Raw genomic sequence first — 13,862 nt, 5'->3', positions numbered from 1 at the left:
ACGCATCGGGCCGGAAGCGTTGTCCTGCGACGACCGGATCTGCCGCGCTGCGCGCCTCAGCGCTGTCCAGTCGCTAAGCGGTACTACTCGGAGGGATTCTCTTCTTCGGCGTCCTCCCGGAATCGGCCCCGTGCCTGCATGACGTCCAACGCCGCGCGAGCAGCGGGTTGAATCCTGCCCGGCCAGCCGGAGGCGATGAAGTCGTCGTCAGTGTCATTCCAGGGCGTCACCACGCAGGCCGCCTGCAGTAGTCCATGTACGGCATCGAGTCGCTCAACCTCCTCGGGCGTGAAACACGACCAGTCGCGCCACTGCCACGGGATGTCGTCGTCGATCACGTCGAAGAACAGGTTGATGTAGTCGCCGACGCCGACGCTGCGAACGCCTGAATCACCCATGCTCAGGGCGACCAGCGCTTCCATGGCGCGATTGCGCAGGCGTTGCTCGACGAGGCGCTCGCTGGGGCGTTCGGGATCGTCCACGCCCCGAAGGTAGCGGCTGTCAGGACCTGGTTTTCAGGCGAAGCCCTACCCGAAGCGCGCCAGCCGTCACGGCCTTCCGATCAACTGGGCAATTTCTCGAAGAGTTCGTTGATGGTGTCGTAGTACCTCGTCGTACGCCCGAGAGCAGTCATGCCGAGTCGCCTGCAGACGGCCTGTGAGGCATGGTTGTCCGGCTCCGTCACGGCGAGGACCCTCGGCAGCCCACGGCCGAAGGCATCGCGAAGGACGGCATCCGCGGCTTCGGTGGCATAGCCCTGCCCCCGAGCGTCCGGGTGCACGTGCCAGCCGATCTCGACATCGTTCGACCCGCTGAAGGATTGTTCCGCCCATGGGGGGATTGGCAGGAGCAGGAGGTTGCCGACCAGTCGACCGTTCGCCGTGGCGATCGCCCAGTTCCCGTAAATGGGATGTTCGATGGCACGCAGACGTCTGATCGACGCGAGCGCGTCCTTCCTCGTTTTCATGGTCGTCGGTTGCGCGCCGGAGGAGACTACGATCTGCGAGCCTGACTCCAGGTCCAGGAGGAAGTCGGCGTCGTCGTCCTGCCATGGACGCAGGAGAAGGCGGTCACTAACGATCGTGCGCATGCCACCCACCCTATTCACTGCCCATCATCCGCTGGTGGTCGCAGATAGGGCGCTACGGAGCATGACGGAGATCCCGGACCCCGCGCCCGAACGTACCGATGAGCGGATGTCCGAGCCACGCTGGCTCGAACGCACGGGAAGTGCTCCAGCCGCGCCGAGGGATGCTGGTTCCGCAGGTGCACGGCCTTCGCTCTCCCGCTAAGAGGTGGGCCGCCCGGCTACAGGCTCCCCGACTCCGGCCAGTTCGACCAGTGCGTGTTGGGCGGCAAGCTGGGCGCGTATCGGCTGAGGTCTCCGGTCGCCAGGACATCGGCGATCTGGTGGAAGGTCTCAGAGTCGCTGGGGCGTAGCCCGCTCACCAGGTCGGGGTGGTTCCACTGGTCGAGCCGCAGAACCTCGGGTAGGTCGACTGGGATTCGGCGCCGCAACTCCCCCTCATCGGCCAGGAGCAACTCGCGATGACGCGGAACAAGCTGACGCAGGACGTTGACCAGATCCTCGCCCGGCTCGGCAGCAACTGCGATCGTCCGGCCGCGAACCACCACCGGCCCTCCGCGGTAGGTTTCGGGCTCGTCGGGGTCCTCTATCTGGTTCCAGTTGTCTACTCGTTCGTGAAAGTCACCGTTTCCGTAGCCAGGTTCGCCGCTGGTCAGGCAGTTGCCGAACACGTGGAGCACGTCGATGAGGTTGCCGGCCCGGGGCGAGTAGCCGACCGTCTCGACGATGAGGGCCCACCGCCCAGCGTCCCGGTACCCATGGAGCCGAGCGTCGACGGCGTAGTAGTAGCCGTGGCCGAGGTCCGGAAACAGGAACTCCTCGGCAGCGGCGTCGAGCTGTTCGAGGACCTCAGCCGATCGCACAACTGAGCAGTCTAGTCAGCCTCGGCCGCGACCCTGAGGCGTCCACATCCGCCGTCAAGGCGCGTCGACCGTCAAGGACGGCTACCGATCCTGAGGCACGTGGGGTCGGGTCTACCCCGTTCCGGTCGGGATCGGTGAACCATCGAGCAGGGCGCCCAATCGAGCGGCGGATTCGTCGGTCAGACGATAGACGCCCTGGAGGCTGACGGAGCGTTCGAGACGACCGTCGACGACGTACTTCAAGGTGCGCTGTTCTCCGCGTCGGTTGCGCCAGGTCAGCGCGCCGAGCAGGTCGCCGGGAACGGCGACGTCGAAGCGGATCGGCGTCGCCTCGACATGCACCGGGCTCGCCCCGCATCCGCCGGCGCCGAGCATCGCCCAGTCGTCATGACCGGCATAGGCCGGGTCGCGCCAGGTTGCTGGAGCAGCGCCGCAACAGGAGCGCCGCTGCTTGTCGACGACACGCAGACGACTCACCACGTAGACCACGTGTCGGTTGACATGCAGCGCGAAGACATCGTCGCCGACACCGACGCTGGTCCAACTGGGCAGAGACTGATGCACCCCGCTGAACGCCACCGGCGGCCGCTGGCCGACGCAGTGCCTGCGTAGCTCCCGGCAGACGTCATGGGTCCACAAGGCGGTGAAGGCAGCCGACATGGCCGTGATCATAAGAGCGACGACCGACAGTCTCGACCATCACGCCGGGAGCGTTGAGGGACCGAACCGGCATCCGGATCTGCTGCCTGAGCACACGCGAAGTTCCAGCGATCCCCTTTCAGGATCGTCCATCTCATCTGTCAGTGCTCCCCCCGATGAGGTGGAGCGCGGCCGGTATGTCAGGCAGGTACTCGCTTGGGGAGTCTCGGCCGTAGCCCGCATGGCCAGCCCCTGAACTCGAGACCTGCGTCGTAGGTGGGTCAGCCCCTTTCGGCATCGAGCACGAGCCGTGCCTGGTTCGCAGTTCCAGGAAAGCCTCCGGGCCCGAGTTCCGGTGCCAGAGACCTGCCACGACAGACGTACGCCGGCTCTCAAGCCTATCCAGCCGGGCCGCTCTTCTGCCGAGTGCTCGCCGACCTTGCCCTCGGACTGGTCCGCGCGCAGACCGGTCAGTCCCTGGACGACCTGGTCCGGGAACTCGCCCTGCTCGTGGCCGCCACACCACCGCCTCCGCCCGGTTGAGGGCATGCCCACTCCCCTGACGGCTGATGAGCGGCCTGTCAGCCTGCTGTCGAGGTGGAAACCTGCCATAGGGCGCTGACCGGCATGGCGCGGATTCTGTCGCCGAACGGCAGCGTGGCGGTTCCGGTATAGAGGACGATGCCGACGATGAAGTCGTCGCCGAGGCGGTCGGCGAGTCGGCGTAGGCCGCGGAAGTCGTCGGGTCCGACGGTGCTGGCTGCTTTGACCTCGATCCCGACCACCTGACCAGCTCGGTTCTCGAGCACCGCGTCGACTTCGTACCTGCTCTGGTCGCGGTAGTGGGACAGGTCGACGAACTGCTCGGACCAGGTGAGCTGCCGGGACAGCTCGGACAGCACAAATGACTCGAGCAGTGGGCCGAACGGTGCGCCCGGCCGGAGCAGTGCCCGGGCGTCGGTCCCGATTTCGTTGGCGGCGATGCCCGAGTCGACGAAGATCAGCTTCGACGCGGCGGTGGCACGGGTGCCGAGGTTGCGGGACCAGCCGGGAATCCGTTTGATCAGGAAGATCTCTTCCAGGGCTTGGAGGTAGCGGACGATCGTCGGCCGGCTCAGTCCGAGGGCGGACTCGAGGGAGTTCGCGGCGATGATGGTCGCGGACCTGGCCGCGAGGAGGCGTACCAGCCTGCGTAGCTCGCCCTTGTGCTGAATGTCGGACAGCTGCCGCACGTCGCGGTCGATGAGCGCCTGGACATAGGCGTCAAGGAACCGTTGGCGGCGGCGCGGGTCGGTGCGGGCGGTGGCCTCGGGTAGGCCGCCTCGCACGATCCTGGCCGCGTAGTCGGCGCGGGTCACGTCCGACTCGTGTCGCAGGTCCGGGCCGAGCGCGAAGACGGCGTCGATAAATCCGTCCAGGGCTCCGTCGAGTTCGCCTTGGGAAAATGGCCAGAGCTCGACGGTTTCCATCCGACCGGGCAGCGCGTCCGGCGCAGCCACCATGCCGAACAGCCGAGACGATCCGGTGAGCAGGTACCGGCCAGGACGGGGATCCTCGTCGACGGCAGCCTTGATGGCCAACAGGAGCTCCGGAGCGCGCTGGATCTCGTCGATGACCAGGAGTTCGGAGGAGTCCACGAACCCGACCGGATCGGCGATCGCCGCCGCCCGGTCCTGAGCCCGATCAAGATCGCGGCGCTCGGCCAGACGATCGCCGGCAACGAGGCGGACCAGGGTGCTCTTACCCGCTTGACGTGCCCCGCTGATCAAGACGACGCGGGTGTCCGCCAGAGCAGCGTTGACCTGCGCGGCAGCGTGGCGGGGGATCAGATGCGGTGTGGGCACGGCGTCATCATAACCGGCGCATTTCCGATCTGCGAGGCCTCTTGCTTTCGATTTGCGGCACCATACGCGTTCGATACGCGGCCATTTGATGTTCGATCTGCGGGCCAGACGAACGGGGCGGTTCGTAAAAGAAGTCCACGGCTACGTCGCGTTGCTACGGGTCGTGGCGAGTTCGGGAAAGGCGTCCTTCCAGCGTTGGCGAAGCTGGGGTGGCAGCCAGAGGCTGAGCCAGAGCCGCCGGAGGAGGTGCGCATCGAGCCAGGTGTGCAGGTCCTCAACCGTAGCGGCTTCGGTGAGTACCACCTTGTACATGCTGGCCTGGCGTGCGGTCCGGGCAGCACGTCCTGGTTGGGGAACAATCGATCGCACGAGCGCAGGTCCATCGATCCGCGTAGCACCATCGCCTCACGCAGCAGGACCGTGCCCACGGCCCGCGCGGTGGCTGCGGAAACGGCGCCGGTGAAGTGGGCTCCGCGGCCTGACTGGGATCTCCAACGCGGCCGGCACCGCGTTGGCCCGTGCCGCCTTCACGTACGCGAGGGCGTCGAGCATCGCCGTCGGCCCGTCGAAGTCGGCCACGACGAAGTGGCAGGTGTTGCCGGGCATCAGCGGGTACAGGCCCATGAACACGTCGCCGACCAGATGCGCCGCGACGACCTCAGCCGTGCAGGGCAGGTGGGTGGCACCGCGCCGGTCCATCCCCTTACGCCAACCGCCGGCGACCGCCGGCATCCACCCGGCAGCGCCGGTACGGGCGTTCTCCCACCGCACGGCGTACACGTCGGCCCGGGCCCGGAACCGGTCGGCGAACAACGCCAGCTTGTCCCGGGTCGGCGAGGCCATGCTGACCAGCCCCGGCGGCTCCACCGGCGCGGACAACTGCTCCGGCGCCGCAGACGTGTCCGCACCGCGCAGCCTGCAGCAGACGCGCCAGCCGGGCGTTCTCCGCCCGTAACCGCTCCACCTCCCGCCGAAGATCGACGAACTCGGCCATCGAACCCACGCGAACATCCTCGCGCATCGGGCTTCAAACGCCGCGACACCGGTCCGCTATCCTCCGCCGATGGCATCGAAGGGGACCGCCGCGCTGCAGGCGATGATCGAGGAAGCCACGGTCGACGCGTACGGCGACGACGAACAGCTCACCGGCCTGTTCACCATGATCGAGGAACATCTGGCGGTGCCGTTCACCACCACCGTCCTCGGCGTCGAGGTCACCGTGCGGAAGATCGACCTGACCGCGGACACCATCGTCGCTCTCTGCGCCCGAGGCCACCACCGGCAGCGGATCGGCCTACTCGACCTGCCGCTACCCACCCCGCCACCGGACGGCGCCGGGTGGATCGACGCCTACCGGCACTGGGCCGAAAGGTAGGCCACGATGAGCGAGTACCAGTACTACGAGTTCACCGCCCTCGACCGGCCCCTCACCGGCCGGGAGCGGGCCGAGTTGCGGTCGCTGTCGACCCGGGCCGACATCACCGCCACCAGCTTCGTCAACACCTACGAGTGGGGCGACTTCAAGGGCGACCCGCGAAAGCTGATGGAACGGTACTTCGACGCGCACCTGTACCTGGCGAACTGGGGCACCCGCCAGCTTATGCTGCGGCTACCGAAACACGTGCTGGACCCCGCCACGGTGGCCCGGTACTGCCAGGGTGACAGCGCGGCCATGTGGACCGCTGGCACGCACATCATCATCGACCTGCATGACGAGGACGAGGACGGCGTCGACGAGTGGGAGCTCGACGGCCACGGTCTGCTCACCTCCATCATCCCGGTCCGGGCCAGCCTCGCCGCGGGCGACCTGCGCCTGCTCTACCTGGCCTGGCTGCGCTGCGTACAGTCCGAGGAGATCGCCGACGACGAGCCCGAACCACCCGTCCCGGCCGGACTGGGCGCCCTCAACGCGCCCCTCACCGCCGCCGCCGAATTCCTGCGCATCGATCCCGACCTGATCGCGGCCGCGGCGGCCGGGTCGACGCCGGCCGCCTCCGGCGAACCGACCGCCGCGCACCTACGCACCTGGGTCGTCGGACTGCCCGCAAGGGACAAGGACGCCATCCTGACCGACCTGATCACCAGCGGCGACAGCCATCTACGCAACCGACTGCTGCGTCGTTACCGCGACGCGCATTCCCCCGAGGCGTCTACCCCGACGGCCGTCCGTACTGCCGGTCAACTGCTCGCCACCGCCGCGCAGTTGCGCGCCGTGCGGGAACGACGGGATGCCGAGCAGCGGGAACGCGAACGGATTCGCCGCGAACGGTCCGCCGCAGCCGCCCGACAACGACACCTCGACACCCTCGCAGTCGACCAACCCGCCGCCTGGCAGCGGGTCGACGAACTCATCGCCACGAAGAGACCCCGCGAGTACGACACCGCCGTTCAACTCCTCGTTGACCTGCGCGAACTCGGCGAACGCGACGGGGACAGCTCATCGTTCCGACACCGGGTGGCCGAGCTACGGGCGGCGCACGCCCGCAAGCCCAGCCTGCTCGAACGCCTCAACCTCGCAGGCCTCGACACCTGACCAAGAGGGGCCTGGCCGGCTTCTGAACTCGAAGACGCCACGCCGGCTCTCAAGGCCATCCAGCCGGGCTGCCCGTCTGCCGAGCGCGCACGTCTCTGCTGCACCCGTATTGGCGGGCCGGGTGCCTTGGCCGTTCCTATGCATATCCGTCCCTGGCTGAGCAGTGCGGACCTGGCCAGCATGAAAGGGGTCGCCACACACAGCGAATATCGATCACACGAAGGGACCCATGGTCTCTTCAGTTCAAGGAGCGCTTCATGACTACCTGGTTCATCACCGGCGCCTCGCGCGGTTTCGGCCTGGAGATCACCCGTCAGGCGTTGGATCGCGGCGATAACGTCGTAGCCACCGCCCGAAACCCCGAGGCGGTGTCAGCGGCGTTGCCCGATCACGGTGACCGCCTGCTCGCGGTCGCGCTCGATGTCACCGATGAGGAGCAGACCCGCGCAGCAGTGTCTTGCGCGGTCGAGGCCTTCGGCGCAATCGACGTTCTCGTCAACAACGCCGGGCGAGGCCTACTTGGCGCGGTGGAGGAGTCCTCCGATGCCGAAGTTCGCGCGATCTACGACACCAATGTCTTCGGCTTGCTCAACGTCACCCGCGCGGTGCTGCCGGTGATGCGTTCGCAGCGCTCGGGCCGGATCCTCAACGTCAGCTCTCTGGGAGGTTTCAGCAGCTCGGCAGGCTTTGGCATCTACTGCTCGACCAAGTTCGCCGTCGAAGGGATCTCCGAGGCCATGCGCGCCGAACTCGCGGGACTGGGCATCGCCGTGACGTTGGTCGAGCCGGGCTACTTCCGCACCGACTTCCTCGATGACCGGAGCCTGCGCACCGAGGGCACCGTGATCGATGACTACGCCGGCACCGCTGGAGCGGTGCGCGGCGCGGTGCCTGGTCTCAATCACGCTCAGCCAGGGGATCCGGTCAAGGGTGCCGCGGCGTTCCTGACCCTCGCTGACGCGGAGAATCCGCCAGTGCGGGCTCAGCTGGGCAGTGACTGCCTTCAGGAGCTGGAGAACAAGATCACCCAGTTGCGGGCGGAGTCGGAGGCGTGGCGGGACCTGGCGCTGTCCACCGATTACGACGACGTCCTGGTCTGAGAAGAAGGAGACGCCATGACCGAGCTGGGTGACTATCTGCGATCATGCCGTGCCAAGGTGAGCGCTGAGGCCGCCGGGCTGCCGAGTACCGGTCACCGCCGCGTGCCCGGGCTGCGGCGCGAAGAGCTGGCTATGCTGGCGGGAGTCAGTGTGGATTACATCGTGCGCCTGGAACAAGGCCGCGCGAAGACGGCCTCACCGGAGATCCTTCAGGCGCTGGCGCAGGCACTCGACCTGCGCCCTGACGAGCAGGAATACCTGTTTCGCTGCGCGGCCGACGCCAAAGGCCCCGCAGCACGGGCGAACCCGGCACCGCCCGACGCGCAACGTGTCTCCACCGCCACCCGGGTGCTGCTGGACAGCATGACCGCAGTGCCCGCCCTGGTGCTGGGCCGACGGATGGACATCATCGGCTGGAACACTCTCGGTGCCGCCCTCTTCACAGACTTCAGCGTTCTTGCGCCGCAGCACCGCAACCACATCCGGCTGGCGTTCCTCGACCAGCGAGTACGCAGCCTCTACCGCGACTGGGAGACGGTCGCCAAAGAATGCGTGGCCTACCTCAGGATGGATGCCGGCCGCTACCCGCAGGACCCGGCACTAGCTCGTCTCGTCGGCGAGCTGTCCATGAAGGACGAAGACTTCCGCCACTGGTGGTCCACCCACCGCGTTCGCGCACAACGGTCAGGGCGCAAACATTTCCTCCATCCCACCGCAGGAGAACTCTCGTTGGACTTCCAGGTCCTCGATGTGCGCGGCACGACCGATCAAACCCTGCTCGTCTACACCGCGGAACCGAACTCCCGCTCCGCGCAGGCCCTGGCCTTCCTCAGCGGATGGACCCGGACCACTCGGGAAGAACCCGCGGCAAGGCTCACCTCGCACCACCCCGGGAGCTGACAGGGCCGGGCACGGCGGCAGGAAAATCTCACAGAGTACGCAGACCAACGGCATCCGCACTCGTCACCGGTGCCCGAGCCCTGAGCAGACTGCCGCGGCTGATCTGCAGGGAGCAGATGGGCGCATCGTCGTCCACGAGGTTCCACCGGCCTGTCTGGTCAATGCCACGGGAGCCTCCGTCGTGCCGCTGCCGGCAGACACCAGGCGCCATAAGATGCCGTACCTGACCCCGGCTGACGCCTACCGCACCTCGCCGATTACGGCGTCACCACGATCTTGCCCGCAGGCGTCCCCTTCTCCAGGTACCGGTGCGCCTCGATGATGTCGTCCAACGGGAACACCCGGTCCACCGTCGGCTGCAGCACGCCGGTGCGGACACCGGCGGCCAGGAACGCGGCGACGCGCCGCGCGGTCTGCGGGTCGACCATGTCCGCGAAACTCATGTAGCGGTGAATGGTCAGCGACGGATTCGCCGGGAAGGACGCCGGCCGCGGGTCCAGCCAGCCCACCGTGGCCAGGGTGCCGCCGAGCTTCGCGGCCAGCGACAGTTCGGCCAGGCCCGGGCCCATGACGGCGTCCAGGATGATGTCGGCGCCCACCCCACCGGTGTGCCGCCGGGTGGCCTCCCCGATGTCCTCCCGGTCGGTGGCGATCACCGCGGCGGCTCCGGCGGCCAACAGGCTCTGCACCCTGGCGCTCTGCCGGGTGACCGCGATCGGCACGGCGCCGATCTGGCGGGCGATCTGGATCGCGGCCCGCCCGACACCGCCCGACGCCGCGGTGATCAGGACCTGGTCCCCCGGCCGCATCCCGGCCCTGTCCACCAGCGCGCCGTAGGCGGTGAAGTACGACACCCACAGCGCCGCCGCACCGACGGGCTCCAACCCGGCGGGCCGGGGCACCACCCGGTCGGCCAACAGCGTGGTGTACTCCGCGTACGCGCCCCTGGTCTCGAAGTCAGGTACCGCACCGAGGATGACCGGATCGCCGACGGCCAGTCCGGTCACCCCGGACCCGAGCGCGTCGATCACACCGGTTCCCTCGACGCCCAGCCGCGCATGCGGCAACTGCACGGGCCGCGGGGACTGCCCGGCCCGGACCATCTGGTCGAGCGGGTTGACTGCGAAGGCCTCGATGCGTACGCGCACCTCGCCGGCTGCGGGCTCGATGACCGGCTCGTCGACGACGCGCAGAACGTCCGGACCGCCGGTCTCGTCGAACACGACTACTCGTGGCATGGATGGCTCCTTGTGCTCCTGGTGGGCTTCACCGGAAAACGCTACGGAGCCGATAGGAACCCGCTGGTACCTTTCGACCTGTGCACGACGCCCACGGTCAGGTCTTCCTCGCCGACTGCCCCACCCGCCTGGCCGTCGAGATCATCGCCGAGAAGTGGGCGGTGATCGTGCTGTTCGCCCTCAGCCTGCAACCCCGGCGCCCCGGCGAGCTGGCCCACCTAATCGGCGGCATCTCCCACAAGGTCCTCACCCAGACCCTGCGTCGCCTGCAGGCATACGGCCTGGTCGAACGCCGCGCCTACGCCGAGGCGCCCCCACGCGTCGAGTACAGCCTCACCCCACTCGGGCAGACCCTGGTCGAGCCGATCAAGGTCCTGACCGACTGGGCCCGAGACAACGGCGCCGCCATCGTCGAATTCCAGGAACAGAACGAGCACTGAATTAGCCAACCCACCGAAGAGGTCCAGGCGACGCTGCGCCCCAACGCCTCGCGTGCGCCCTCGCCACGACGAGCTCATTGGCGGACGGATAGGCAACAGCTTCGCGCGGGGTCGCAGGTGCGAAACACGAGCACGACGACGACCTGAGCCCTGGGCTACACGGAGTTGTTCGGCGCCACCACGGCGCAGCTGCTCCTGCGAGGCGGCGCCAGCTCGCGGCTGATGCGTAACGGCGCTGGTTGCCAGACCGGAATATCGTCGGGAAGGCCGGAGGCAGCGCGGTGCTTGTCGGAGCGAAATAGCTGAGCACGACGAGTTGCTCGACGGTGGGCGTGTCGGTCGAGCGTCTGCTGGCCGGTGCCCGTGCTGCCGGATGACGAGCTTCGGCGTCAGGGTCCGCGGCTTCGGATTTGCCCCCGAAGTCGCGAAACGTGCGATGCCCCTGCGGTACCCCTCCGGCGTCAGCCGGATACGCCGAATCCAGGACTTCCCTGTGTTGACCCATTCCGCCGCGGAGTGTGCGATTATCGCACCATGGCTGATGGCTGGGACTGGCCCCTCGTCGGTGAGCAGGTACGACAAGCCCGCCTTTCGTTGGGGATCTCACAGCAGGATCTCGCCACGATGGTGGGGCTAGACCGCACCATGCTGGCCAAGGTTGAGGCCGGCAGCCGCCGTTTGGACGCCCTGGAGCTGGCTAAGCTCTCCAGGGCGCTGAAGGTGTCGATGGAGTACTTGATCCAGCCGCCGCCCACGGTGTTGTCCCGACGGGCGGCGCCGCTGACCGAGGAAACCGACACTGAGGCAGCACGGTCATCGGAACGCCTCGAAATCGCTCTGGTGGAGTGGTTGCACAATGTCCAGCAATTGCTGGACATTGGCGTCCTGCGTGCCCGTCCGCTGCTTCGCTACCCGCATTCGGTGACATCCGAGGACGATGCGCGTCAGACAGCCCGGTGGTTGCGGCAGCGGTTCGATCTCGGCGATGGACCGATCGACAGCATCATGGACGTCTGCGAGCGCGCAGGTCAGTGGGTTCTGGTCACCGACCTGCCAGGCGACGGCGCATCGCTCATCGAGGGCGACATCGCCGTTGCTGTCGTGAGCACCACGGGCGATCCTGGCCGCCGTCGGGCTACCGCTGCCCATGAGTTGGGGCACCTCATCATTGGTGATGAATATTCCGCCGACCTCGGCCTGAGTGCCTCACGTGCACAACGAGAGACGGTGATTGACGCCTTCGCCGCCGAACTGCTGCTGCCCGTGCAAGCGATTGCCGCAGCCCGTGGGACGGTGGGCCGGGATCAGATCGTGAGCTATGCGGCTCGATACCGTACCTCCTGGTTGCTGGCACTGCGGCAGGCTGAGCAGGCAGGGGCCATCGACGCAGAGACCCGTAGGGCCTGGAGCCAGGTTCGGCCGACCCACGCGGAGTTCATGGAGGCGGTGGGCTGGGTACCGCAGCCCGACCTCGAGTCGGTACGGGTATCGCCCACATACGCAAAGGCCGTGATGGGAGCGTTGCGGAACAGGCGAATCACACGTACCAGGGCTTTGGAGTTGATGAATGGCCACATCGCCGAGGCGGACCTACCGCAGGACGACGACCTGGAAATCGCCCCGTGAGTCGCCCACCGCACGTCACCTCCGTCCTTGTGCTCGACACCATGATTCTCAGCCACTTCACTCTCGCTGACCGGCTGGACGTCTTGCAGGATCTGCTGCTCGATGCCGAATGTTGGACGACGCAGGTGGTTCGGGAGGAGTTGCGGGCGGGATCTGAGGATCATCGTGAACTGGCCGTCGCTTGCGAGGCGGACTGGCTGACCACTGCCCAGCTGGACACGCTCGATGAGGTGCGGTGCTTTACCAAATGGGCCGCGCGGCTCGGTTCAGGTGAGCGCGACCTCGGGGAAGCGTCCGTCCTCGCGGCCGCCGAACTGCGGGAAGGCGTGGCCATCACGGACGACAGGAACGCGACGCAGGTCGCCCGTGCCTACGGTGCCCGCGTTCACGGCACCATCTGGCTTCTCGCGGCGGCCTGCCGAGACGGCAAGCAGACCCTGACGGCTGCGGGGAACCTCATTGAGGCATTGAGAGCAACGGGTGCTCGTCTGCCCTGCTCCGGAGCGGAGTTCCCGGACTTCGCCCGTAAGCACAATCTCCTGTAGTCGCTGCTGACAACTACTCGGCTTAACGAAGGGGCAGTGCCTCGTATGCGGCGGCCAGGGTCTTCGCGTGGTCAACCGGAAGCTGCTCTCATCCGACCGGCGCCACGACGACGACGCTGACCGGCGAAGACAGGGCGGTAGCTCGCCACGCCGTGGTGCTCGACCGCCGGAGAGCCTGACTCGCCGTTGAAGACGAGGCGTTCGAGTCGGCGGTACGCCCGGACAGGCACGAGCATGCCCACACAGGACCGGTCTGGCCGCCCAGGCCTATCTTCTGTCGAACACCAAAGTGCGCAACGGTGATCAGCTGATGTTGACGTGCCGACGAACCCTCGCTATCGGCAAGCCCCAGGAGACGTCGGTTTCTACCGCCGGCCGCGTGCCACGGACGGTGACTGCTTCCGAGGCTACCCGGTGTCGGGACGTGCCGATCAACGGGCACACCGTATGGTGTCGGCGATGAGCGAGACCGTTGTCCCGGCCACCCGCAATCGGCGCGGCACCATAGCGTTGGTACTCGCGTGCATCAGCCTCGTGCTGTCGCTGGTCATGTGCTGTGGGGCCGGGCTCGTCGCCAGCACCAGCGGAATCGACCTGCTCCCAGTGCAGTCCACGCCGCAGGTCGCCAGCGCCGCTCAGGTGGAAGCGGTCGCTCACGTGACCCTGCCGCCCGGAACCGTGCTCCTTACCGCCGCCTACAGCAACGGCCTGGAAACGGTGCTTTCGGCGAAGTTTCGGATACCCCGAACCGAGCTCGACGTCTTCATCGCCACGGCGAAGTTCACTGCGGCGCCCGTACCCGGGCTACGGGCAGTCGACGCAAAACACAACGTCGGCGGCGGCGACCTGTGGGATCCCGAAGCCGCCAAGTCCGTCTCCGGCGTCGATGAAGAGCAACCCACTGCCGACGGCACACGTCGGGCCGTCCTGTTCAACCTCGATGCCCCCGACGCGGTGACCGTCTACTTGTACGCCAGCCGCGGCTGAGCCCTGCGGCCATCCTCTTCTGGCCGCTGGCCGCGGTTGCAGAACGTGATCAGGTCGCTT

General features: G+C 67.4%; 14 protein-coding genes and 2 pseudogenes. 8 read left to right on the top strand and 8 right to left on the bottom strand.

Going from position 1 to position 13,862, the window contains the following annotated elements; all coding sequences use genetic code 11:
• Nucleotides 1-83: 83 nt before the first annotated feature.
• The 7 genes and pseudogenes from VAB18032_RS12215 to VAB18032_RS12180 all read right to left on the bottom strand — a co-directional run.
• Nucleotides 84-482 carry a hypothetical protein gene (locus VAB18032_RS12215; protein WP_043720520.1) on the bottom strand — a complete coding sequence of 133 codons (399 nt, stop codon included), beginning with the start codon at nucleotides 480-482 and terminating at the stop codon, nucleotides 84-86.
• Nucleotides 483-562: 80 nt separating this feature from the next.
• The gene (locus VAB18032_RS12210) at nucleotides 563-1,090 is read right to left on the bottom strand and encodes a GNAT family N-acetyltransferase (RefSeq protein ID WP_043720517.1); all 528 of its coding nucleotides are present in this window, start codon (nucleotides 1,088-1,090) and stop codon (nucleotides 563-565) included.
• Nucleotides 1,091-1,308: 218 nt separating this feature from the next.
• On the bottom strand, nucleotides 1,309-1,950 hold the full coding sequence (locus VAB18032_RS12205; protein ID WP_013733139.1) for a DUF7003 family protein: 642 nt from the start codon (nucleotides 1,948-1,950) through the stop codon (nucleotides 1,309-1,311).
• A gap of 111 nt (nucleotides 1,951-2,061) precedes the next feature.
• Nucleotides 2,062-2,610: a hypothetical protein gene (locus VAB18032_RS12200; RefSeq protein ID WP_043723953.1), complete on the bottom strand. Its 549-nt coding sequence runs from the start codon at nucleotides 2,608-2,610 to the stop codon at nucleotides 2,062-2,064.
• A 560-nt stretch (nucleotides 2,611-3,170) separates the two neighbouring features.
• A complete protein-coding gene (locus VAB18032_RS12190) occupies nucleotides 3,171-4,433 on the bottom strand; it encodes an ATP-binding protein (protein ID WP_013733136.1) in 1,263 nt (420 codons plus the stop codon).
• 141 nt (nucleotides 4,434-4,574) lie between these two features.
• Nucleotides 4,575-4,766, bottom strand: a pseudogene (locus VAB18032_RS12185) (hypothetical protein); the annotation flags it as partial.
• A 59-nt stretch (nucleotides 4,767-4,825) separates the two neighbouring features.
• Nucleotides 4,826-5,276, bottom strand: a pseudogene (locus VAB18032_RS12180) (TOTE conflict system archaeo-eukaryotic primase domain-containing protein); the annotation flags it as partial.
• 220 nt (nucleotides 5,277-5,496) lie between these two features.
• On the opposite strand from VAB18032_RS12180, the gene VAB18032_RS12175 reads away from it, so the two are divergent.
• The 4 genes from VAB18032_RS12175 to VAB18032_RS12160 all read left to right on the top strand — a co-directional run bounded on the left by VAB18032_RS12175 (nucleotide 5,497) and on the right by VAB18032_RS12160 (nucleotide 8,966).
• Nucleotides 5,497-5,808, top strand: coding sequence for a hypothetical protein (locus VAB18032_RS12175; RefSeq protein ID WP_043720514.1), 312 nt, complete (start codon nucleotides 5,497-5,499; stop codon nucleotides 5,806-5,808).
• A 6-nt stretch (nucleotides 5,809-5,814) separates the two neighbouring features.
• A complete protein-coding gene (locus tag VAB18032_RS12170; RefSeq protein WP_043720512.1) occupies nucleotides 5,815-6,966 on the top strand; it encodes a hypothetical protein in 1,152 nt (383 codons plus the stop codon).
• Between the two features lie 257 nt (nucleotides 6,967-7,223).
• Entirely contained in the window at nucleotides 7,224-8,066 is an 843-nt protein-coding gene (locus VAB18032_RS12165; RefSeq protein ID WP_013733131.1) for an oxidoreductase, read from the top strand.
• A gap of 15 nt (nucleotides 8,067-8,081) precedes the next feature.
• Nucleotides 8,082-8,966, top strand: coding sequence for a helix-turn-helix domain-containing protein (locus tag VAB18032_RS12160; protein WP_013733130.1), 885 nt, complete (start codon nucleotides 8,082-8,084; stop codon nucleotides 8,964-8,966).
• 257 nt (nucleotides 8,967-9,223) lie between these two features.
• Here VAB18032_RS12160 and VAB18032_RS12155 read toward each other — a convergent pair whose 3' ends face one another.
• Nucleotides 9,224-10,204: a zinc-dependent alcohol dehydrogenase family protein gene (locus tag VAB18032_RS12155; RefSeq protein WP_043720509.1), complete on the bottom strand. Its 981-nt coding sequence runs from the start codon at nucleotides 10,202-10,204 to the stop codon at nucleotides 9,224-9,226.
• Nucleotides 10,205-10,284: 80 nt separating this feature from the next.
• On the opposite strand from VAB18032_RS12155, the gene VAB18032_RS12150 reads away from it, so the two are divergent.
• The 4 genes from VAB18032_RS12150 to VAB18032_RS12135 all read left to right on the top strand — a co-directional run bounded on the left by VAB18032_RS12150 (nucleotide 10,285) and on the right by VAB18032_RS12135 (nucleotide 13,802).
• Entirely contained in the window at nucleotides 10,285-10,644 is a 360-nt protein-coding gene (locus VAB18032_RS12150; RefSeq protein WP_013733128.1) for a winged helix-turn-helix transcriptional regulator, read from the top strand.
• A gap of 534 nt (nucleotides 10,645-11,178) precedes the next feature.
• Nucleotides 11,179-12,270, top strand: coding sequence for a helix-turn-helix domain-containing protein (locus VAB18032_RS12145; RefSeq protein ID WP_013733127.1), 1,092 nt, complete (start codon nucleotides 11,179-11,181; stop codon nucleotides 12,268-12,270).
• A 29-nt stretch (nucleotides 12,271-12,299) separates the two neighbouring features.
• On the top strand, nucleotides 12,300-12,815 hold the full coding sequence (locus VAB18032_RS30040; protein ID WP_126713179.1) for a PIN domain-containing protein: 516 nt from the start codon (nucleotides 12,300-12,302) through the stop codon (nucleotides 12,813-12,815).
• Nucleotides 12,816-13,274: 459 nt separating this feature from the next.
• On the top strand, nucleotides 13,275-13,802 hold the full coding sequence (locus VAB18032_RS12135; RefSeq protein ID WP_148272255.1) for a hypothetical protein: 528 nt from the start codon (nucleotides 13,275-13,277) through the stop codon (nucleotides 13,800-13,802).
• The last annotated feature ends 60 nt before the right edge of the window (nucleotides 13,803-13,862 follow it).

Source organism: Micromonospora maris AB-18-032 (assembly GCF_000204155.1).
Lineage (GTDB): Bacteria > Actinomycetota > Actinomycetes > Mycobacteriales > Micromonosporaceae > Micromonospora > Micromonospora gifhornensis.
Note: the sequence above shows the minus strand (reverse complement) of the source record. Positions and strands in the feature narration are given on the sequence as shown.